Origin of the sequence: Streptomyces sp. NPDC005202 (assembly GCF_040608235.1) — a bacterium.
Taxonomy (GTDB): domain Bacteria; phylum Actinomycetota; class Actinomycetes; order Streptomycetales; family Streptomycetaceae; genus Streptomyces.
Genome location: NZ_JBEXHW010000004.1, coordinates 140,318 through 162,036 on the forward strand (window position 1 = coordinate 140,318; position 21,719 = coordinate 162,036).

Annotated in this window: 14 protein-coding genes; 8 read left to right on the forward strand and 6 right to left on the reverse strand. The window is 68.6% G+C overall.

Features of this window, described 5'->3' with window-relative positions; translation table 11 throughout:
• Positions 1-18 precede the first annotated feature (18 nt).
• The 5 genes from ABZV31_RS09670 to ABZV31_RS09690 all read left to right on the forward strand — a co-directional run bounded on the left by ABZV31_RS09670 (position 19) and on the right by ABZV31_RS09690 (position 10,674).
• Complete coding sequence (locus tag ABZV31_RS09670; protein ID WP_355890471.1) at positions 19-930, forward strand: hypothetical protein; 912 nt, start codon at positions 19-21, stop codon at positions 928-930.
• Between the two features lie 633 nt (positions 931-1,563).
• Positions 1,564-2,094, forward strand: a complete 531-nt coding sequence (gene rplJ / locus ABZV31_RS09675; protein WP_355890474.1) for a 50S ribosomal protein L10 — start codon at positions 1,564-1,566, stop codon at positions 2,092-2,094.
• Between the two features lie 118 nt (positions 2,095-2,212).
• Positions 2,213-2,602 (forward strand): 50S ribosomal protein L7/L12, encoded by a 390-nt coding sequence (gene rplL, locus ABZV31_RS09680; protein WP_355890477.1) that lies wholly within the window; start codon positions 2,213-2,215, stop codon positions 2,600-2,602.
• 589 nt (positions 2,603-3,191) lie between these two features.
• Positions 3,192-6,677 (forward strand): DNA-directed RNA polymerase subunit beta, encoded by a 3,486-nt coding sequence (gene rpoB / locus ABZV31_RS09685; RefSeq protein WP_355890480.1) that lies wholly within the window; start codon positions 3,192-3,194, stop codon positions 6,675-6,677.
• 97 nt (positions 6,678-6,774) lie between these two features.
• Positions 6,775-10,674, forward strand: a complete 3,900-nt coding sequence (locus tag ABZV31_RS09690) for a DNA-directed RNA polymerase subunit beta' (protein ID WP_355890483.1) — start codon at positions 6,775-6,777, stop codon at positions 10,672-10,674.
• A 66-nt stretch (positions 10,675-10,740) separates the two neighbouring features.
• On the opposite strand, the gene ABZV31_RS09695 is transcribed toward ABZV31_RS09690, so the two are convergent.
• The 6 genes from ABZV31_RS09695 to ABZV31_RS09720 all read right to left on the reverse strand — a co-directional run bounded on the left by ABZV31_RS09695 (position 10,741) and on the right by ABZV31_RS09720 (position 18,152).
• Positions 10,741-11,994: a M48 family metalloprotease gene (locus ABZV31_RS09695; protein ID WP_355890486.1), complete on the reverse strand. Its 1,254-nt coding sequence runs from the start codon at positions 11,992-11,994 to the stop codon at positions 10,741-10,743.
• Positions 11,995-12,045: 51 nt separating this feature from the next.
• Positions 12,046-12,597 carry a Pycsar system effector family protein gene (locus ABZV31_RS09700; protein ID WP_355890489.1) on the reverse strand — a complete coding sequence of 184 codons (552 nt, stop codon included), beginning with the start codon at positions 12,595-12,597 and terminating at the stop codon, positions 12,046-12,048.
• Positions 12,594-14,198: a hypothetical protein gene (locus ABZV31_RS09705; protein WP_355890492.1), complete on the reverse strand. Its 1,605-nt coding sequence runs from the start codon at positions 14,196-14,198 to the stop codon at positions 12,594-12,596. Before ABZV31_RS09705 ends, ABZV31_RS09700 begins: the two co-directional genes overlap by 4 nt.
• 55 nt (positions 14,199-14,253) lie before the next feature.
• Complete coding sequence (locus ABZV31_RS09710; protein ID WP_355890495.1) at positions 14,254-16,437, reverse strand: hypothetical protein; 2,184 nt, start codon at positions 16,435-16,437, stop codon at positions 14,254-14,256.
• A complete protein-coding gene (locus tag ABZV31_RS09715) occupies positions 16,434-17,198 on the reverse strand; it encodes a hypothetical protein (protein WP_355890498.1) in 765 nt (254 codons plus the stop codon). Before ABZV31_RS09715 ends, ABZV31_RS09710 begins: the two co-directional genes overlap by 4 nt.
• A 186-nt stretch (positions 17,199-17,384) precedes the next feature.
• Positions 17,385-18,152: a Crp/Fnr family transcriptional regulator gene (locus ABZV31_RS09720; protein WP_355890501.1), complete on the reverse strand. Its 768-nt coding sequence runs from the start codon at positions 18,150-18,152 to the stop codon at positions 17,385-17,387.
• Between the two features lie 462 nt (positions 18,153-18,614).
• Here ABZV31_RS09720 and rpsL point away from each other — a divergent pair, with 462 nt between their 5' ends.
• Genes rpsL through fusA form a run of 3 tightly spaced genes read left to right on the forward strand, consistent with a single transcriptional unit; the run spans position 18,615 to position 21,628 of the window.
• Entirely contained in the window at positions 18,615-18,986 is a 372-nt protein-coding gene (rpsL, locus tag ABZV31_RS09725) for a 30S ribosomal protein S12 (protein ID WP_003948652.1), read from the forward strand.
• A gap of 2 nt (positions 18,987-18,988) precedes the next feature.
• Positions 18,989-19,459: a 30S ribosomal protein S7 gene (gene rpsG / locus ABZV31_RS09730; RefSeq protein ID WP_355890504.1), complete on the forward strand. Its 471-nt coding sequence runs from the start codon at positions 18,989-18,991 to the stop codon at positions 19,457-19,459.
• 39 nt (positions 19,460-19,498) lie between these two features.
• Positions 19,499-21,628 (forward strand): elongation factor G, encoded by a 2,130-nt coding sequence (fusA, locus tag ABZV31_RS09735; RefSeq protein WP_355890507.1) that lies wholly within the window; start codon positions 19,499-19,501, stop codon positions 21,626-21,628.
• Positions 21,629-21,719 lie beyond the last annotated feature (91 nt).

Here is a 21,719-nt window from a genome sequence, read left to right on the forward strand (position 1 = left end):
GCATAGGGGTGGGACGAAATGAAGAGCACGACCGTGCGCCGCGTGACGCTCTCAATCGCGGCGGCGACCGCGCTGACGGGGGTGGCCGCCTGCAGCTCCTCGGGCTCCGGCGAGGGCGACGGCGCGGCCGGGCAGGGCGCGACGCGCGTCAGTCCCATATCCGCCCTGCGCTCCGCCGAGCAGTCCACCGACAGGGCCGACTCCGCCAAGGTCGTCTCCACGACCACCATCGGCACGCTGATGTCCATGGAGGCGCACGGCACCCTCGCCTGGGGCCACGGCCTGACCGGCACGCTCACGCTCACCTACACCGGCGGCAGCCTGGCCGACACGATGCGCCGCCTCGACAGCAGCTCCATGCAGGCGCGCTACCTGCCGGACGCCTACTACGCGCGCATGGGCGACCGGTTCGCCCGGCAGGCCGACGGCAAGCACTGGCTCCGGTACGGCTACGACGACCTCGCCACCCTGGCCGGCGGCTCCGGCGCGTACCTCAAGGAACAGATGCAGAACACCACGCCCAACCAGTCGGTGAAGCTGCTGCTGGCCTCCGGCGACGTCAAGAAGGTCGGCGAGGCGACGGTGGCAGGCCAGCACACCACGCACTACGCGGGTACGGTGAACGTCGACGATCTCGCCGCCGAGAACTCCCACCTCACCCGGAACCAGCTGGACCAGCTGCGGAAACAGCTCACCCAGGCCGGCGTCAGCACGGAAACCGTCGACATCTGGGTCAACGACCAGAACCTGCTGGTCAAGCAGGTGTCCCAGGCCCAGATGGCGATGGGCCGGATGACCCAGACCGCCTACTACACCCACTACGGCGTGAAGGTGTCCGCCCAGCAGCCCCCGGCGAGCGACACCGAGGACTTCAAGGACCTGCTGAAGAAGCGGGGCGGCACATTCGGCGGGACCGGCACGACCTCCTGAGGCCCACGGGAATCCAAAGGACCGCCCGCACACCCGGGGACACGCTCGCGATCTTGCTGTGCATCAGCCATATGTGTCCTGGGGGGAAGCAATGAGATCGTCTGGACGTGGTTCTGCGCGCGGCAGAGCGATGGGCGCCGCACTCGCGGTTCTGCTGCTCGCCGGCGGTGCGGCAGGCTGCACTCAGGACGCGCCCGGAGCGTCGGCACGGGGCCGGCGGCGGCCGTCACCAGGGCCGCCAGGAAAACGGCGGCCCTCACGTCCGTGCGCCGGTGACGGTGAAGGCACCGCCCGCCTCGGACACGGTGGACATGCCGAGCGGCTGAAGAAGGCCCACTGCTGAGCACCGCAGGGGCGGATTTGCTTGACAGCGGCCCGTTCCCTTACCCTCCTACAGAAGCCAAAGACCGCTGGTCGTTGCCGTGCGCTCGAACGAGGGCGCGGTGGCCGAAGGATCCGCTGAACTGCGGACGACCCGCGCAGGTGACAGAGGAAGCACTCCCGGAGTACGTGTGTCGTCGCGCGTGCGCCCGGTCGAGTCCGCCCCGTGCGCCTGCGCCGGGGCGTTTCGTTTTCCCCAGTCCTCCTTCGGGTCCGCGCGGTCCGAATCACCCGGAAGGAGGCCGAGGCTCTATGGCGAGGCCCGACAAGGCTGCCGCGGTTGCCGAGCTGACGGATAAGTTCCGCAACTCGAGCGCCGCTGTGCTGACCGAGTACCGCGGTCTCACCGTGGCGCAGATCAGGACGCTGCGCCGATCGCTCGGTGAGAACGCCCACTACGCCGTGGTGAAGAACACGCTGACCAAGATTGCGGCCAACGAGGCCGGGATCACGACGCTGGACGACCTGTTCAACGGTCCGACGGCGGTCGCCTTCGTCACCGGTGACCCGGTGGAGTCGGCGAAGGGTCTCCGTGACTTCGCCAAGGACAACCCGAATCTCGTTATCAAGGGCGGTGTCCTTGACGGCAAGGCGCTGTCCGCCGACGAGATCAAGAAGCTTGCGGACCTCGAGTCCCGCGAGGTTCTGCTTTCCAAGCTGGCCGGTGCCTTCAAGGCGAAGCAGTCCCAGGCTGCCTCCGTCTTCCAGGCGCTGCCGTCGAAGCTCGTCCGCACCGTGGACGCGCTGCGCGCCAAGCAGGAAGAGCAGGGCGGTGCCGAGTAATTCGGCTCGCTTTCTGATCCTCGCCGCCTGAGCGCGGCAAGGGTCGCAGCGGGCCCGACGTACGCCCGCCTTACCCAGTACATCCGGCACCTGCCGATTGAGTGGAAGGACCGCCATCATGGCGAAGCTCACCCAGGACGAGCTGCTTGCCCAGTTCGAGGAGATGACCCTCATCGAGCTCTCCGAGTTCGTGAAGGCCTTCGAGGAGAAGTTCGACGTCACCGCCGCCGCTGCCGCGCCGGTCGTCGTCGCCGGTGGCGGTGCCGCCGGCGCTGAGACCCCGGCCGAGGAGGAGAAGGACGAGTTCGACGTCATCCTCACCGGCGCCGGCGACAAGAAGATCCAGGTCATCAAGGTCGTGCGTGAGCTGACCTCCCTGGGCCTGAAGGAGGCCAAGGACCTTGTCGACGGCACTCCGAAGCCGGTCCTCGAGAAGGTCAACAAGGAGCAGGCCGACAAGGCCGCCGAGGCCCTCAAGGGTGCCGGCGCCTCCGTCGAGGTCAAGTAAGACCTTTCGGAGTCTCTCCGACCTCTCCGCGCGCTGACAGCAGTCCCGTAGGGCTGTAACGCTCACGCACCGAAGAGCGATCATCCATCCGGGTGGTCGCTCTTCGGCGTTCCGGAGGGTCGGCGGCGGCTGCCTTGCACCGACGGTCGTGAGGGGTATGGTGATCTTCGTCTTGCCCCGAGCTCCTCGTGGCAGGCTGCAAGTGACGATGGCAGCACCCGGTGTGGGCAAGGGGGGCCTTGACGAACCGCACGCAGCGCGCAATTCTCAGGACGCGTCGTCACAAGGATCCGAAACCGAGGCATGGATCGACGACGAAGAGGGCAGTATGAACGTGCGTTGAGGGCAGGTATGGCGCAGGCGTTGACAACAACAAGGGTCTCCAAAAACCCGCACTGGACATCAGTGTGCCAAGTGGCTACACTGACCCTTTGCGCTGCCTGTTAGCTGTCCCCTGCCCGTCACCAGGGGCATGCCCTCGCCTGAAGCCCGACGACCGGACGATCCCTGACCTGGGATTCCTGTCTTCGTGCAGCGGTGGGGGACCGGTACGCGCGTAGTGAGTCCGAGCCCTCGGAAGGACCCCCTCTTGGCCGCCTCGCGCACTGCCTCGACCGCGAATACGAACAACGGCGCCAGCACCGCCCCGCTGCGCATTTCCTTTGCAAAGATCAAGGAGCCCCTCGAGGTTCCGAACCTTCTCGCGCTGCAAACCGAGAGCTTCGACTGGCTGCTCGGCAACGACGCATGGAAGGCTCGCGTCGAGGAGGCTCTCGAGAACGGTCAGGACGTCCCCACCAAGTCCGGCCTCGAGGAGATCTTCGAGGAGATCTCCCCGATCGAGGACTTCTCCGGGTCGATGTCGCTGACGTTCCGCGACCACCGCTTCGAGCCGCCGAAGAACTCGATCGACGAGTGCAAGGAGCGCGACTTCACCTACGCCGCGCCCCTCTTCGTCACGGCCGAGTTCACCAACAACGAGACCGGCGAGATCAAGTCCCAGACCGTCTTCATGGGCGATTTCCCGCTCATGACGAACAAGGGCACCTTCGTCATCAACGGCACCGAGCGTGTCGTGGTGTCGCAGCTGGTCCGTTCGCCGGGTGTCTACTTCGACTCCTCCATCGACAAGACGTCCGACAAGGACATCTTCTCCGCCAAGATCATCCCGTCCCGGGGTGCCTGGCTGGAGATGGAGATCGACAAGCGTGACATGGTCGGTGTCCGCATCGACCGCAAGCGCAAGCAGTCCGTGACCGTCCTCCTGAAGGCGCTCGGCTGGACCAACGAGCAGATTCTCGAGGAGTTCGGCGAGTACGAGTCGATGCGCGCCACCCTGGAGAAGGACCACACCCAGGGCCAGGACGACGCGCTGCTCGACATCTACCGCAAGCTGCGCCCGGGCGAGCCCCCCACGCGCGAGGCCGCGCAGACGCTGCTGGAGAACCTGTACTTCAACCCCAAGCGCTACGACCTCGCCAAGGTCGGCCGCTACAAGGTCAACAAGAAGCTGGGTACGGACACCCCGCTGGACGCGGGCATCCTGACCGTCGAGGACATCATCGCGACGATCAAGTACCTGGTGAAGCTGCACGCCGGCGAGACCGAGACGGTCGGTGACAACGGCCAGCCGGTCGTCGTCGAGACCGACGACATCGACCACTTCGGCAACCGCCGCCTGCGCAGCGTCGGCGAGCTCATCCAGAACCAGGTCCGCACGGGTCTGGCCCGTATGGAGCGCGTCGTGCGCGAGCGCATGACCACGCAGGACGTCGAGGCGATCACGCCGCAGACCCTGATCAACATCCGGCCGGTCGTCGCCTCCATCAAGGAGTTCTTCGGCACCAGCCAGCTGTCCCAGTTCATGGACCAGAACAACCCGCTGTCCGGGCTGACGCACAAGCGGCGTCTGTCCGCGCTGGGTCCGGGTGGTCTGTCCCGTGAGCGGGCCGGCTTCGAGGTCCGTGACGTCCACCCGTCGCACTACGGCCGCATGTGCCCGATCGAGACCCCTGAAGGCCCGAACATCGGTCTGATCGGCTCGCTCGCCACCTACGGTCGCGTGAACGCGTTCGGTTTCGTCGAGACGCCGTACCGCAAGGTCACCGACGGCCGGGTTACCGACCAGGTCGACTACCTGACGGCCGACGAAGAGGACCGATTCGTCATCGCGCAGGCCAACGCCACCCTGACGGACGAGATGCGCTTCGCCGAGAACCGCGTCCTGGTCCGCCGCCGTGGCGGCGAGGTCGACTACGTCAGCCCCGAGGACGTCGACTACATGGACGTCTCGCCGCGCCAGATGGTGTCGGTCGCGACCGCCATGATCCCCTTCCTCGAGCACGACGACGCCAACCGTGCCCTCATGGGCGCGAACATGATGCGCCAGGCCGTTCCGCTGATCCAGGCGGAGGCCCCGCTCGTCGGCACCGGCATGGAGTACCGCTCCGCCGTCGACGCCGGCGACGTCGTCAAGGCGGAGAAGTCCGGTGTGGTCCAGGAGGTCTCCGCGGATTACATCACCACCGCCAACGACGACGGCACGTACATCACGTACCGCCTGGCCAAGTTCGCCCGCTCCAACCAGGGCACCTCGGTCAACCAGAAGGTCATCGTCAACGAGGGCGACCGGGTCGTCGAGGGCCAGGTCCTCGCCGACGGTCCGGCCACCCAGAACGGCGAGATGGCGCTGGGCAAGAACCTGCTCGTGGCGTTCATGCCGTGGGAGGGTCACAACTACGAGGACGCGATCATCCTGTCGCAGCGCCTCGTGCAGGACGACGTCCTCTCCTCAATCCACATCGAGGAGCACGAGGTCGACGCCCGTGACACCAAGCTCGGCCCCGAGGAGATCACCCGGGACATCCCGAACGTCTCCGAGGAGGTCCTCGCCGACCTCGACGAGCGCGGCATCATCCGCATCGGTGCCGAGGTCATCGCCGGCGACATCCTCGTCGGCAAGGTCACCCCGAAGGGTGAGACCGAGCTGACCCCCGAGGAGCGCCTGCTGCGCGCGATCTTCGGTGAGAAGGCCCGTGAGGTCCGTGACACCTCGCTGAAGGTGCCGCACGGCGAGACCGGCAAGGTCATCGGCGTGCGCGTCTTCGACCGCGAGGAGGGCGACGAGCTGCCGCCGGGCGTGAACCAGCTGGTCCGCGTCTACGTGGCGCAGAAGCGCAAGATCACCGACGGTGACAAGCTCGCCGGCCGCCACGGCAACAAGGGTGTCATCTCCAAGATCCTGCCGATCGAGGACATGCCGTTCCTGGAGGACGGCACCCCGGTCGACATCATCCTCAACCCGCTGGGTGTGCCGTCCCGAATGAACCCGGGACAGGTCCTGGAGATCCACCTCGGCTGGCTCGCCAGCCAGGGCTGGGACGTCTCCGGCCTGGCCGACGAGTGGGCGCAGCGCCTGCAGGCCATCGGCGCGGACCGCGTCGAGCCGCGTACCAACGTGGCGACCCCGGTCTTCGACGGTGCCCGCGAGGACGAGCTGGCCGGTCTGCTGGAACACACCATCCCGAACCGTGACGGCGACCGCCTGGTCCTCCCGTCCGGCAAGGCCCGGCTGTTCGACGGCCGATCCGGTGAGCCGTTCCCGGACCCGATCTCGGTCGGCTACATGTACATCCTGAAGCTGCACCACCTGGTCGACGACAAGCTGCACGCCCGCTCGACCGGTCCGTACTCGATGATCACCCAGCAGCCGCTGGGTGGTAAGGCCCAGTTCGGTGGCCAGCGCTTCGGCGAGATGGAGGTGTGGGCCCTCGAGGCCTACGGCGCCGCCTACGCGCTCCAGGAGCTGCTGACCATCAAGTCCGACGACGTCACCGGCCGCGTGAAGGTCTACGAGGCCATCGTCAAGGGCGAGAACATCCCCGAGCCCGGCATCCCCGAGTCCTTCAAGGTGCTCATCAAGGAGATGCAGTCTCTCTGCCTGAACGTGGAGGTGCTGTCCAGCGACGGTATGTCCATCGAGATGCGTGACACCGACGAGGACGTCTTCCGCGCTGCGGAGGAGCTCGGCATCGACCTGTCCCGGCGCGAGCCGAGCAGCGTCGAAGAGGTCTGACGGGAGTCCGGCCGGGACTCCGTCCCGAGTCCCGGCCGGCCCCAGGACCCCCGTATCAGACCCAAAGACTTACGACCCTGAGAGGGATTGACGCATAGTGCTCGACGTCAACTTCTTCGACGAGCTCCGGATCGGCCTGGCCACCGCTGACGACATCCGTCAGTGGAGCCACGGCGAGGTCAAGAAGCCCGAGACCATCAACTACCGCACCCTCAAGCCGGAAAAGGACGGCCTCTTCTGCGAGAAGATCTTCGGCCCCACCCGGGACTGGGAGTGCTACTGCGGCAAGTACAAGCGCGTCCGTTTCAAGGGCATCATCTGCGAGCGCTGTGGCGTCGAGGTCACGCGCGCCAAGGTGCGCCGTGAGCGGATGGGCCACATCGAGCTGGCCGCGCCCGTCACGCACATCTGGTACTTCAAGGGCGTCCCGTCGCGCCTGGGCTACCTGCTCGACCTGGCCCCGAAGGACCTGGAGAAGGTCATCTACTTCGCGGCGTACATGATCACGTACGTCGACGAGGAGCGCCGGCAGCGCGACCTGCCCTCGCTGGAGGCCCACGTCTCCGTCGAGCGCCAGCAGATCGAGCAGCGCCGCGACGCCGACCTGGAGGCCCGCGCCAAGAAGCTCGAGGCCGACCTGGCCGAGCTGGAGGCCGAGGGCGCCAAGGCCGACGTGCGCCGCAAGGTGCGCGAGGGCGCCGAGCGCGAGATGAAGCAGCTGCGCGACCGCGCCCAGCGCGAGATCGACCGCCTCGACGAGGTGTGGAACCGGTTCAAGAACCTCAAGGTCCAGGACCTCGAGGGCGACGAGCTGCTCTACCGCGAGCTGCGCGACCGCTTCGGCACGTATTTCGACGGCTCGATGGGTGCCGCGGCGCTGCAGAAGCGCCTGGAGTCCTTCGACCTCGAGGAGGAGGCCGAGAAGCTCCGCGAGATCATCCGTACCGGCAAGGGCCAGAAGAAGACCCGTGCCCTGAAGCGCCTGAAGGTCGTCTCCGCGTTCCTGCAGACGTCCAACAGCCCCAAGGGCATGGTCCTGGACTGCGTGCCGGTCATCCCGCCGGACCTGCGTCCGATGGTGCAGCTGGACGGTGGCCGCTTCGCGACCTCCGACCTGAACGACCTGTACCGCCGTGTCATCAACCGCAACAACCGTCTGAAGAGGCTGCTCGACCTCGGCGCGCCCGAGATCATCGTCAACAACGAGAAGCGCATGCTTCAGGAGGCCGTTGACGCCCTCTTCGACAACGGTCGTCGCGGCCGCCCGGTCACGGGCCCCGGCAACCGCCCGCTGAAGTCCCTCAGCGACATGCTGAAGGGTAAGCAGGGCCGCTTCCGTCAGAACCTGCTCGGTAAGCGTGTCGACTACTCGGCGCGTTCCGTGATCGTCGTCGGTCCGCAGCTGAAGCTGCACCAGTGCGGTCTGCCGAAGGCGATGGCGCTGGAGCTGTTCAAGCCGTTCGTGATGAAGCGCCTGGTCGACCTGAACCACGCGCAGAACATCAAGAGCGCCAAGCGCATGGTCGAGCGCGGCCGCACGGTCGTGTACGACGTGCTGGAAGAGGTCATCGCGGAGCACCCGGTTCTGCTGAACCGTGCGCCCACGCTGCACCGCCTCGGCATCCAGGCCTTCGAGCCGCAGCTGGTCGAGGGCAAGGCCATCCAGATCCACCCGCTCGTCTGCACCGCGTTCAACGCGGACTTCGACGGTGACCAGATGGCCGTGCACCTGCCGCTGTCCGCGGAGGCGCAGGCCGAGGCCCGCATCCTGATGCTGTCCTCGAACAACATCCTCAAGCCGGCCGACGGCCGTCCGGTGACGATGCCGACCCAGGACATGGTGCTGGGCCTGTTCTTCCTCACCACCGACGCCGAGGGCCGCGACGTCAAGGGCGAGGGCCGCTCCTTCGCGTCGGTCGCCGAGGCGATCATGGCGTTCGACGCGGGCGAGCTGTCGCTCCAGGCGCCGGTCGACATCCGCTTCCCGGTGGGCACCATCCCGCCGCGCGGCTGGACCCCGCCGGCGCGTGAGGAGGGCGAGCCGGAGTGGCAGCAGGGTGACTCCTTCCGTCTGAGGACGACCCTGGGCCGCGCGCTCTTCAACGAGCTGCTGCCCGAGGACTACCCGTTCGTCGACTTCGAGGTCGGCAAGAAGCAGCTCTCCGAGATCGTCAACGACCTCGCCGAGCGCTACCCGAAGGTCATCGTGGCGGCCACGCTCGACAACCTGAAGGCGGCCGGCTTCTACTGGGCCACCCGTTCCGGCGTCACCGTCGCCATCTCCGACGTCGTCGTTCCCGAGGCGAAGAAGGAGATCGTCAAGGGCTACGAGGCGCAGGACGAGAAGGTCCAGAAGCAGTACGAGCGCGGTCTGATCACCAAGGACGAGCGGACGCAGGAGCTCATCGCGATCTGGACCAAGGCGACCAACGAGGTCGCCGAGGCGATGAACGACAACTTCCCGAAGACCAACCCGATCTTCATGATGGTGAACTCGGGTGCACGAGGCAACATGATGCAGATGCGTCAGATTGCCGGTATGCGTGGTCTGGTGTCGAACGCGAAGAACGAGACGATCCCGCGTCCGATCAAGGCGTCCTTCCGTGAGGGTCTGTCCGTGCTGGAGTACTTCATCTCCACGCACGGTGCCCGTAAGGGTCTGGCGGACACCGCTCTGCGTACCGCCGACTCGGGTTACCTGACCCGCCGTCTGGTGGACGTCTCGCAGGACGTCATCATCCGCGAGGAGGACTGCGGCACCGACCGCGGCCTCAAGCTGCGGATCGCCGAGCGCGGCGCCGACGGCGTGCTGCGCAAGGCGGAGAACGTCGAGACGTCCGTGTACGCGCGCTGCCTCGCCGAGGACATCGTGGTCGACGGCAAGGTGCTGGCCCCGGCCGGCACCGACCTGGGTGACGTGCTCATCGAGGAGCTCATCCTCCAGGGCGTCGAGGAGGTCAAGACCCGCTCGGTCCTGACCTGCGAGTCCGCCGTCGGCACCTGCGCCATGTGCTACGGCCGCTCGCTGGCCACCGGCAAGCTGGTCGACATCGGTGAGGCGGTCGGCATCATCGCCGCCCAGTCCATCGGTGAGCCCGGTACCCAGCTGACGATGCGTACCTTCCACACCGGTGGTGTGGCCGGTGACGACATCACCCAGGGTCTGCCGCGTGTCGTCGAGCTCTTCGAGGCCCGTACGCCGAAGGGTGTCGCCCCGATCTCCGAGGCCTCCGGCCGTGTCCGGATCGAGGAGACCGAGAAGACCAAGAAGATCGTCATCACGCCGGACGACGGCAGCGACGAGACGTCCTACCCGATCTCGAAGCGCGCCCGACTCCTGGTCAGCGAGGGCGAGCACGTCGAGGTGGGCCAGAAGCTCACCGTGGGTGCCACCAACCCGCACGACGTGCTGCGCATCCTGGGCCAGCGTGCCGTCCAGGTCCACCTGGTCGGCGAGGTCCAGAAGGTGTACAACTCGCAGGGTGTGTCGATCCACGACAAGCACATCGAGATCATCATCCGGCAGATGCTCCGCCGCGTGACGATCATCGAGTCCGGCGACGCCGAGCTGCTGCCCGGCGAGCTGGTCGAGCGCTCGAAGTTCGAGCAGGAGAACCGTCGTGTGGTCCAGGAGGGCGGTCACCCGGCTTCCGGTCGTCCGCAGCTCATGGGTATCACCAAGGCCTCGCTGGCGACCGAGTCCTGGCTGTCGGCGGCGTCCTTCCAGGAGACGACCAGGGTCCTCACGGACGCGGCGATCAACGCCAAGTCCGACTCCCTGATCGGCCTCAAGGAGAACGTCATCATCGGTAAGCTCATCCCGGCCGGTACGGGCCTGGCCCGCTACCGCAACATCCGGGTCGAGCCGACCGAGGAGGCCAAGGCCGCGATGTACTCGGCCGTGGGCTACGACGACATCGACTACTCGCCGTTCGGCACGAGCTCCGGCCAGGCTGTGCCGCTGGAGGACTACGACTACGGTCCGTACAACCAGTAAGCGAGCAGCATGAGGTGAAGGGCGGTCACCCCCAGGGGGTGGCCGCCCTTCGGCGTGTCTGGGCTTTTAGTACGACCGCTGCCCCTGGAGGTACGGCTGCAGGTGGTGCAGCCGGGTGTGGTAGTCGGGGTGGGAGGAGAGCAGCTTGCTCAGCGGGCTCTCCGCGGGGGGCACGCCGCCGTTCTCGGCGGTGAGCGCGGCCTGCGCCTGCTGCTCCTGCTGGTGCAGTTTGTCGAGTACGGCGGCCAACGGCCCGGCGAAGTCGAGGGCGGCCGCGTGTGCGTCGGCGCGCAGCTCGGCGCGGCGGCCGACGGCGGCGAGCGCGTACGGCATGCCCAGGATCAGCAGCGGCAGCCCGTAGAGCGAGCTGATCGTCGCCATGGCGATGCCGCCGATGCCCAGCACGACGAAGGCGACCCCGAAGCAGCCGAAGGCGCGTGAGACGTGGAAGAAGACGGCGGCGAACCCCTTCAGGAAGCGCCAGGTGATCCGGCCGGGCAACGCATACCAGTAGCCGAGGAGCCCGGACCAGGCGTGACCGCCGACGTGGTGGCCCAGCTCGTGGGCCATGACGGCGGCCAGCTCGCCGTTGGGGAGCTCGTTCATGGCGAAGCGGGTGACGCCGACGATGTGGCCGGCCGCGGCGACCGCGTTGAGGCTGTCGCTGTCCTCGACCCAGAGCTGGTACGTGCGGCCCTCGACGCCGGCCCGGGCCGTGACTTCCCGCCAGACCGGTTCGAGTCTGGCTCGTTCTTGTGGAGTGGGGTAGCGCAGACGGAGCGCATAGCGCGCAAGGGCGCTTTCCGCGGGGCGGTAAAACACGAGTGCGCCGCTGGCGAGCCAGAGCAGGATCACCACGATCGCGAGACCGCCGAAGAAGGAGGCGACCAGGCCGACGACGAAGAAGCTGCAGAGGAAATGCGGCAGGTAGAGGAGCAGATTGCCGACCGCTGTGGCGTCTGTGCGGCGTTGGTGGCTGGAGATGTGGATACGGCGGACGTCGGTGTTGATGTGGTGGGGGTGGGAGGGGTCGTCGGGGGATGGGGGAGCGGAGGGCGTGGGGGGAGGGCTCTGGGGGTACTGCGGGGGGACCGGTGCGGAGGCCAGCGGGTATTGCGGGGGGATCGGAGCGGCGGCCTGCGGATACCGGGGCGGCTGGGACGGCGGCGGGTACGTGGGCGGCTGCTGCGGGTACTGGGGCGGCAGCTGCGGGTGCTGAGGTGGTTGGGCCGACTGCGGGTACTGGGGCGGTACCTGTGGCTGGGCCGCCTGGGTGGGGTACTCCGGGGCCCGGGGGAATTCGGGCGGTGGCTGGGTCACGGTGGTTCCTAGTTTCTTCGAGTTGGCGGGGACGGCTTGCGCGACGGGCCGTCAGCCGATCAGTAGGGAGGCGGGCAGCAGGACCGTGCCGGTGCAGAAGGCGATCAGACCGGTGCGGATCCACTGGTGCTTGCGTGCGGCGATCCGGCTCAGCTCGGCGAGGGCGGTGGTCAGCCCGGCAGTGGGGTCGCGCCAAGTGTTGCCGAGCGCGGTTTCCAACTGGCCAAGCCGGATGGCCTGTTGGATGTCGCCGAAGTAGGACAGGGGCCGGCCGGGCGTCCACTTCTCGGAGCGGTAGCGGGGCAGGACGGCCAGCAGCAGGGCGAACAGGGAGAACCCGAGGGTTCCGGTCCCGGCCCACCACAGCACGGTGCCCGCGGTGGAGAGGGCGCTCGGAGTCCAGTCCCGCCCGGCGAGCACCCCGGTGAACACGCCGGCGGTCATACCCAGGGCGGCGACCAGGACGGACGCCTTGCTGTCGGCGCGGGCAACCTCGTTGCGCAGCTCGGTGAGGAGACGTTCGCAGAGGGGGATGAGGTCGGCGGCCGTGCCGGTGTCGTCAGGGCGGGGCGCGGGCACCGGCGTGGGGTCGAGCGTGGTCATGTGCCGCTGTCCTCCACGTTGTTGGCCGCGTCCGCAGGAGTGGCGGCGTCAGGCACGTTCTGGGCGGGCAGGGTCGGGGTGCTGCCGTAGCCGGGCGGGGGCTGCCAGGCGGGGGGTTGGGGCACGGCAGCGGACGGGGGCGACGCCGGGACACCGGGATACGGCCCCGGGACGCCCGGCGGAGGCGGTGGGACATGTCCCGGGGGCGGCGGAGCGTAGGGCGTAGGGCCCGTGGTGCCGGGCATCGTGGGCGCGCCGGGGACTCCGTACGGGCCGGGGACGGTCGCCGCCGCGCCCGGGTACGGGCCCGTCGGATACGGCCCCGTTGGCGCCGCGTGCCCGCCCGGGGGCTGTGCCTCGCCCTCCGTGGCCTGCGCCATCTCGTGCTGTGGGTCGGTGTCCGCGGCGCCTTGTACGTCCTCCGCCGAACCGGGCTGTCCTGCCGGCCCCGGCTGCCCCCCGCCGCCTTCCGGCGGGATCGCCGCCCCCGGGTACGCCGGTCCGCCCCCCTGCGGCAGGGGCGGTGGGGTCTGCGGGACGCCCGGGAGGCGTTGGTTGAGGATGTCGTTGACCGTGCGCAGGGCCAGTTGCTTGGGGCCCTCCAGTTCCCAGTTCTCGGCGGAGTCGCCGCTCAGGAGCTGCTTCACCAGGTCCATCTGGGCCTGGATCATGCGGAGTTGGTCCTCCCGCATGCTGGTCATGACCAGGTGGGAGTCCTCCGGGTGCTGGGCCAGGTGCAGGGCCCAGGTGTGGACACCGCCCTGCTGCAGATGCCACTGGTAGAAGGCGATCTTCTCCGCCTCGATCCGCTGCAGTTCCAGCTGCTGCTGCCCGGACAGCAGCGCCCGCTCGTGCTGCCACCGCTGCTGTTGGAGGAGCAGTTCCTGCTGCTGGTCGCCGTATGCCGTGGCGCGTTCGATCTGCAGCCGGTCCTGTTGCCGGTTGCGGCGGTCGATCTCGACGTCGACTTCCATGCCCCGCTGTGCCGCGCGGATCTGCTCGGCGGCGGCGTGGTCGATGGCCTGCTGGCGCAGTTCGTGGTCGATGTTGGCCTGGTCGCGCCGCAGTCGCAGGGTCCAGGTGACCTGTAGGCCGGCGGGGGCGCCGAGGGGGCCGAGCAGGTGCATCCGTTCCAGCAGTTCCGCCTCGGCGGCCGCGCTGTCGGCGATGGCGAAGCGGCGGGTCACCGGGCGGGCTGCCTGCTGGAGTTCGCCGAGCAGCAGGCCGGGCACGTCCCGGTGGCCGCTGGCCACGAACCGGGCCGGGTCGAGGACCTGCCAGGACAGGTCGACCTCGGCTGTGAACTCGAGGGCGTCGTTGGCGCTGGGCAGGGTGAGGTGAGCGGTGTGCGGGTGGACGCCCATGTCCACCTCGTAGACGGACGTGTAGTGCTTCGCCACGACCTCGGTGCGCGTCGGCCGCCGGGGCGGCAGATACGCCTCGTACTCGCCCTTGGCGGTGGAGAAGACCAGGGCGTGATCGATGCGGACGTACGACTTCAGGCTGAACTCGAAGCGCGACAGTTGCCGCACGGTGAGGACCGGGTCGATCAGATGGCTGTGCCGGTCGGCATCCTGTTGCCACTCGGGGAAGCGGGGCATGGGGCGTGTCTCCTCGGACGTACCCGCGGAGGGAGGCGGGTCGTCCTCACGTGGGTCAGCGGGTGGGAAGGGTGGTCAGCAGGCGGGCCGCCACCGGGGGCGGGGGGTTGCCGTCCTCGCCGGGCATGGTGCGCAGCAGGTGGCTCAGCCGCTGGAGTTCGGCGGGCGTGGTGACGAGGGCCGGGAGCAGGGCGGCCAGCGCCCACTCGGTGGCCGTGGAGTGGTCGGCGATCAGGACCCACTCGCGCAGCACGTCGAGCGCGTGCCGGGTGGAGTGGGCGTCGGACAGGGCGGCCCGCCACAGGTGCGGGATGCCGTGGGCGGCGGGGCCACCCTCGGACACCGCGCGGGAGTACCAGGCGAGGACGAGTGGGGTGCCGTAGCGTTCGTCGTCCTCGGTACGGCGGCAGGCGTTGACGAAGCCCGCGCGCGTGAGGTCGCGTACGGCGCGGTCGTCGTCGAGGTGGGTCCGCAGTTCGGCGAGGACCCGCTCGCTGGCGGGGGAGAGCAGCAGCAGCTCCACGGCCTCGGCGAGTTCGCCGGCCACCTCTTCGTCCAGGTCGTCGGGGTCGTCCTCGTAGAGCCGGCGCGCGGCGCCGCGCAGTGCGGCGAGGGCCTGCTCGGGGCGTTCCGGTCCGATGAGCCCGTACGACCGTACGGCCACCCAGCGCAGCCGCGGGTCGTCGTCCTCGCACCAGTCGTCGAGGATGCGCGGGATGTTGGGGGTGCCGATGAGGTGGGCGAGGGTGAGGGAGTTGACCGCGACCAGCCGCTCCCGGAACCGCCGGGAGGTGGCCCACGGTTCGATGACGAGGGCCATCGCCGAGGGCAGGTCGGTGCGGGCGAGGACGGCGACGGTGGATGCGGCGCGGGTACGGACCAGGGGGCGGCCGTCCTCGGCGAGGTGTCGCAGCCACTGGACGAGCGCGGGCCGGGCGGACGGGTGGCCCGTCCACACCTCGCGCAGCAGCACCAGCGAGGCCCGCTCGTCGCGGAACGCGGCCTTCCGCTGGGTCACCGGGCCCCACTCGGTGTGCTCGTCCTCCTCGTACGTCTTCGCGCGGGCGAGCTGCACGCGCTTGCCGATGTGGGTGCCGAAGACGGGGACCTCGGGGACGCGGGCCGGGTTCTCGGTCTGCTGCAAGAAGCGGTAGAGCAGGTCGCTCAGTTCGGCGGTGAGGGCGTAGGGGCCGCCGTCGAAGGCGGCCAGTGCGACCAGGAATGCCTTGTCGCGCAGGTGGACCGCGCTCTCGTCCTCCTCGAACCACTCCTGCACCTGGTTCTCCAGAGAGGCCAGCGAGAACTGGGCGACCGCGTCCTCGGTGACCTCCCCGGCCGCGTACCGGCCCAGTAACTGGGCGAAGGCGGCGACCTCACGCAGCTGGTGGTCGCGGTCCAGGAACTCCGCCACGTCCGGCAGGCCGAGCAGCTTGGCGGCGGTCTCGTCGTCGGTGCGGGTGCGCAGATGCGCGGCGAGGACGTCGGCCGCGGCGGGCGGCTGCCACTCGACGGCGGGTACGTCCTCCAGTACGGCAGTGGGGCCGACGGTGATGACCAGGTAGCCGTTCCGCTCGGCGAGCCGGTCCTTCGCGGCGAGCAGGTGCGGTTCGCGCAGGGGGCGGTCGCGGCGGGTGGTGAGGTCGCACAGGACGTGGCCGCGGGCCTGGTCCTCGGCGGTGAACCGCTCGGCGAGGACGTTCGGGCTGGTGTCGCGCGCCAGGGTGTGCACGGGCGTGGCGCCCAGCCGGTGCAGCAGCATCAGGGCTGCTGTGCGCCGGCCGGTGAAGCGGGCGCCGGACAGGATGAGGACACGGTCGCGGCGCAGCCGGTCGAGCAGGCCGGTCATGACCTTATCGTCGGCGACGAAGGTCTCGGCCAGGCGTTCGAGGGTGATCCGCGGGACCTCGCCGGAGGCGGAGGTGGGTGCGGAGATCCCCGGCATGGCGAAGTGGATCTCCGTCTTGCCGCCCATGATGACGTCGCCGGTGACCCGGCCGCCGCTGACGCCGTGCTGGTCACCGCCGACCAGGCTGCCGCCGAAGCGGGCGCGGTCGCCGACGTTCATGGACCGGGGGCTGTGGTCGATCAGATCGCGCCGGGCCGCCCAGGCGTCCTGCGGCTGGTCGCGTTCCTCGGTGCCTTCGCCGCCCTGCTGGGCCTCGCCGGGTTTGTCGTCCTGGTCCGGGGCGTGGCCGGCCGCCGGTCTGGGCTTCTCCGGTTCCGGGGTGCCCGTGCTCATGCGCCGTCTCCTTGCTCACGTCCGCCGAGGTGCACGTCGCCGGTGACCTGGCCGCCGCTGACGCCGTGCTGGTCGCGGCCGACCAGGCTGCCGCCGAAGGAAGGCGAGTTGCCGAAGTTGAAGATGGTGCCCGGCGCCGGGGCTCCCCGTTTTCCGTCCGGCGCCGGGCGGTACTCACGGGTCCCGCTCGGCACGGGAACCTGCGGCGCCGGGCGGTCCCCCAAAACGCCCGGCGCCTCCCCCTTCCCCGTGTCACCATGGTCTTTTCCGACTGCCCCCGCGGGCACCGGTCCGTGCAGGTACGCCGTCAGCGGGCCGTTCTTGCTCGCCACCGTCACCGGATGGAAGTCGGCGGCCGGGATGCCCGGGTGGTCGTGCCGTACGACACCGGCGTACAGGGCGTCCGAGACGCACAGGGCGAAGTTGGCGGTGCGCTCGCGCAGGGCGGAGCGCAGGACATCCGCATCCAGCAGTCGGCAGGCGTGGTTGAGGTCGGAGCCGACCCAGCCGTCGTGCCGGTCCACGGCGACGTAGCCGGTGGCGAGGACACCGCGCAGCCGGATCTGCGCCGAGCTCGACGCCATGCGGTTGACCGTCCTCAGCTGGGCCGGCACCTCCGTGAGAAGGGCCCGCAGCAGCGCCGTGACCGGGGCGTTGGCATCGATCAGCTCCATCACCGAGTCCCCGCGGTCGGCCCGTTGCCGACGGGTCTCGTCGATGCCCGCGCTCTCCATCGTGCGGTCGGAGAGGTCGTAGAGCATGCGCCGCAGATCAGAAGCGGCTTCGGGGGCGCGGGGTGTTCGGCGGGCCGGGGGCGGGTCGGCGAGGTGGGTGAGGTGGCCGTCACCGGCCGCTGCCGCCCCAGGACCCCCGCTTCGGGCTGAAGGGCCTCGTCCTCAAACGCCGGACGGGCTGGATATCGCCGACCAGCGCCGCACAGGTCGCCGTCACTGCTCCGCCGGTCTCGAGGACGACGGAATCCCTCCCGCCGTCCCCGTCCCCGGCCCCGACCCTGCGATCCGGCGCAGGATGTCCGGCCGCATGATCAGCATCGTGCGGCGGCCCGTGGCGACGGCGTCCTTGTCCCGCAGTTCCTTCAGCAGGCGCTGCACCATCTCCCGGGACGCCCCGACCGACCCCGCCAGCTCCTGCTTGCTGAGGGGTACGGCGAGCTTTATGCCCTCCGGGGTGCGGTGGCCGTGGGTGCGGGCCAGGTCCAGGAGCAGTACGGCGAATCGCTCCCGCACGCTCATCGACGCGAACTCCAGCCGGCGCCGGTCGGCGGCGCGGGTGCGGTCCGCGGTGAGGCCGAGGAGGGCGAAGGAGACGGCGGGGGAGTGGTCCAGGAGGTCCTTGAAGCGTTCGCGTTCCACCGCCACCGCCCGCACCGGCTCCAGCGCGGTCACCGTCGCCGATCGCGGGCGTCCGGTCAGTGCAGCGGACTCGCCGACGATGTCGCCGGGGCCGCGCAGCGCGAGCAGTGCCTCGTAGCCGTTGGCGGCGGAGGCGGTGACCTTGGTCCAGCCGTGCACGAGGAAGAGCACGTGTGAGGACGGTTCGTGCTGGCGGAGCAGGACCGTGCGGGGTGTGAAGTCCAGGGTGCGGCCCAGGGCGAGCAGCGCAGAGCGGTCCTCGCTCTCCAGGCGGGCCAGGAACGGCACCCGGTCGTCCAGGCCTCCGTCGTCCGGCGGGTACGTTGACGTCCTTGTTGTCATGCCCATCCCCCGAATTCGGCAGTGGACGGATCAACGTACTGAAAGCGCAAAATCACGGAGTGTGGAAGAGCGCGATTTGGCCATTGGCGGGAGAGGCCCTCTGGACACGCTTTTCCGACCTGCTCCGACCTGCCGGTCGGCGGCCCGCGAAGGGGAAGGGCCAGGCCGGGGGACAAGTCGGATGAATCGCAGGCGGGGAGGTGACAAGTCCGGCGTGTCGGGGTGGACTCCATTTGTTTTGACCGAAGTCCGTGAGGTAGGTACGCTCAGACCTTGTGCCTGGGGTGTGCCCTGGCTCTCGTGCGTGCCTTCAGACCGCACCGGGAGCCGTCATCGGCCACCGTAATCTGCGCCTCTTTCTGCCTAGCGGCGGGAGTCTGCGGGATTCGACACACCCGACCGCGTGGGTCGGCGACGTTCCAGGTTAGCTGTACCCATCGGCACACAGAAACCGGAGAAGTAGTGCCTACGATCCAGCAGCTGGTCCGCAAGGGCCGGCAGGACAAGGTCGAGAAGAACAAGACGCCTGCACTCGAGGGTTCGCCTCAGCGCCGTGGCGTCTGCACGCGTGTGTTCACGACCACCCCGAAGAAGCCGAACTCGGCCCTCCGCAAGGTCGCGCGTGTGCGTCTGACCAGCGGCATCGAGGTCACGGCTTACATTCCGGGTGAGGGACACAACCTGCAGGAGCACTCCATCGTGCTCGTGCGCGGCGGCCGTGTGAAGGACCTGCCGGGTGTTCGCTACAAGATCATCCGCGGCTCGCTCGACACCCAGGGTGTCAAGAACCGCAAGCAGGCTCGCAGCCGTTACGGCGCCAAGAAGGAGAAGTAAGAATGCCTCGTAAGGGCCCCGCCCCGAAGCGCCCGGTCATCATCGACCCGGTCTACGGCTCTCCTCTGGTGACCTCCCTGATCAACAAGGTGCTGCTGAACGGCAAGCGCTCCACCGCCGAGCGCATCGTTTACGGCGCCATGGAGGGCCTGCGCGAGAAGACCGGCAACGACCCGGTCATCACCCTCAAGCGCGCTCTCGAGAACATCAAGCCGACCCTCGAGGTCAAGTCCCGCCGTGTCGGTGGCGCCACCTACCAGGTGCCGGTCGAGGTCAAGCCCGGCCGCGCCAACACCCTGGCGCTGCGCTGGCTGGTCGGGTACGCCCGCGCCCGTCGCGAGAAGACCATGACCGAGCGTCTGCTCAACGAGCTCCTCGACGCCAGCAACGGCCTCGGCGCCGCTGTGAAGAAGCGCGAGGACACGCACAAGATGGCCGAGTCCAACAAGGCCTTCGCGCACTACCGCTGGTAGTCGCTACCCCGACGAGAACCGAGAGAAGACGAAAGCCTTATGGCTACCACTTCGCTTGACCTGGCCAGGGTCCGAAACATCGGGATCATGGCCCACATCGACGCGGGCAAGACGACCACCACCGAGCGGATCCTGTTCTACACCGGTGTTTCGTACAAGATCGGTGAAGTCCACGACGGCGCCGCCACCATGGACTGGATGGAGCAGGAGCAGGAGCGTGGCATCACGATCACCTCGGCTGCCACCACCTGTCACTGGTCGCTGGACAACGTCGACCACACCATCAACATCATCGACACGCCGGGTCACGTCGACTTCACCGTCGAGGTGGAGCGCTCCCTGCGCGTGCTCGACGGTGCCGTGACGGTGTTCGACGGCGTTGCCGGCGTCGAGCCCCAGTCCGAGACGGTGTGGCGTCAGGCGGACCGCTACGGCGTTCCGCGCATCTGCTTCGTCAACAAGCTCGACCGCACCGGTGCCGAGTTCCACCGCTGCGTCGACATGATCTCCGACCGCCTGGGCGCGCAGCCGCTGGTCATGCAGCTGCCGATCGGTGCCGAGGCCGACTTCAAGGGCGTCGTGGACCTGGTCCGCATGAAGGCCCTGGTCTGGTCCCCGGAGGCGACCAAGGGCGAGATGTACGACACCGTCGACATCCCGGCCACGCACATCGAGGCCGCCGAGGAGTGGCGCGGCAAGCTGCTCGAGGCCGTCGCCGAGAACGACGAGGAGATGATGGAGCTGTACCTCGAGGGCCAGGAGCCCACCGAGGAGCAGCTGTACGCGGCGATCCGCCGCATCACCATCGCCTCCGGCAAGGGCACGGCGGGCACCACGGTCACCCCGGTGTTCTGCGGTACCGCCTTCAAGAACAAGGGTGTCCAGCCGCTGCTCGACGCGGTCGTGCGCTACTTGCCCTCCCCCGTTGACATCGAGGCCATCGAGGGCCACGACGTCAAGGACCCGGAGACGGTCGTCAAGCGCAAGCCGTCCGACGAGGAGCCGCTCGCCGCGCTGGCGTTCAAGATCATGAGCGACCCGCACCTCGGCAAGCTCACCTTCGTCCGGGTCTACTCGGGCCGCCTGGAGTCCGGCACCTCCGTGCTGAACTCCGTCAAGGGCAAGAAGGAGCGCATCGGCAAGATCTACCGCATGCACGCAAACAAGCGTGAGGAGATCGAGTCGGTGGGCGCCGGCGACATCGTCGCGGTCATGGGTCTGAAGCAGACCACGACCGGTGAGACGCTGTGCGACGAGAAGGCCCCGGTGATCCTGGAGTCCATGGACTTCCCGGCGCCGGTCATCCAGGTCGCCATCGAGCCGAAGTCGAAGGGCGACCAGGAGAAGCTGGGCGTCGCGATCCAGCGCCTCGCGGAGGAGGACCCCTCCTTCCAGGTGCACTCCGACGAGGAGACCGGCCAGACCATCATCGGCGGCATGGGCGAGCTGCACCTCGAGGTGCTGGTCGACCGTATGCGCCGTGAGTTCAAGGTCGAGGCCAACGTCGGCAAGCCGCAGGTCGCGTACCGCGAGACGATCCGCAAGGCCGTCGAGAAGGTCGAGTACACCCACAAGAAGCAGACCGGTGGTACCGGTCAGTTCGCCCGGGTCATCATCTCGATCGAGCCCATCGAGGGCGGCGACGCCTCGTACGAGTTCGTCAACCAGGTCACCGGTGGTCGTATCCCGAAGGAGTACATCCCCTCGGTCGACGCCGGCTGCCAGGAGGCCATGCAGTTCGGCATCCTCGCCGGTTACGAGATGACCGGTGTGCGCGTGACGCTGCTCGACGGTGCCTACCACGAGGTCGACTCCTCCGAGCTCGCCTTCAAGATCGCCGGTTCGCAGGCCTTCAAGGAGGCCGCGCGCAAGGCCAGCCCTGTTCTCCTTGAGCCGATGATGGCCGTCGAGGTCACCACGCCCGAGGACTACATGGGTGAAGTCATCGGCGACATCAACTCCCGCCGTGGCCAGATCGAGGCCATGGAGGAGCGGGCCGGTGCCCGCGTCGTCAGGGGCCTCGTGCCCCTCTCGGAGATGTTCGGCTACGTCGGAGACCTCCGCAGCAAGACGTCGGGTCGCGCAAGCTACTCGATGCAGTTCGACTCCTACGCCGAGGTTCCGCGGAACGTCGCCGAGGAGATCATCGCGAAGGCCAAGGGCGAGTAACTCACCCGAGTTCCAGCCTTTAGGCTTGACTCCGGAGCCTCGTGGGGCATTCCGTCGCAAACGTGGACGGAATGCCCCGGGGATCCGGGCC

Coding starts and splice junctions, on each gene's coding strand:
- ABZV31_RS09670 (WP_355890471.1), top strand. CDS start 19: ATGAAGAGCACGACCGTGCGCCGCGTGACGCTCTCAATCGCGGCGGCG.
- rplJ (WP_355890474.1), top strand. CDS start 1,564: ATGGCGAGGCCCGACAAGGCTGCCGCGGTTGCCGAGCTGACGGATAAG.
- rplL (WP_355890477.1), top strand. CDS start 2,213: ATGGCGAAGCTCACCCAGGACGAGCTGCTTGCCCAGTTCGAGGAGATG.
- ABZV31_RS09700 (WP_355890489.1), bottom strand. CDS start 12,597: ATGACCACGCTCGACCCCACGCCGGTGCCCGCGCCCCGCCCTGACGAC.
- ABZV31_RS09705 (WP_355890492.1), bottom strand. CDS start 14,198: ATGCCCCGCTTCCCCGAGTGGCAACAGGATGCCGACCGGCACAGCCAT.
- ABZV31_RS09710 (WP_355890495.1), bottom strand. CDS start 16,437: ATGAGCACGGGCACCCCGGAACCGGAGAAGCCCAGACCGGCGGCCGGC.
- ABZV31_RS09715 (WP_355890498.1), bottom strand. CDS start 17,198: ATGCTCTACGACCTCTCCGACCGCACGATGGAGAGCGCGGGCATCGAC.
- ABZV31_RS09720 (WP_355890501.1), bottom strand. CDS start 18,152: ATGACAACAAGGACGTCAACGTACCCGCCGGACGACGGAGGCCTGGAC.
- rpsG (WP_355890504.1), top strand. CDS start 18,989: ATGCCTCGTAAGGGCCCCGCCCCGAAGCGCCCGGTCATCATCGACCCG.
- fusA (WP_355890507.1), top strand. CDS start 19,499: ATGGCTACCACTTCGCTTGACCTGGCCAGGGTCCGAAACATCGGGATC.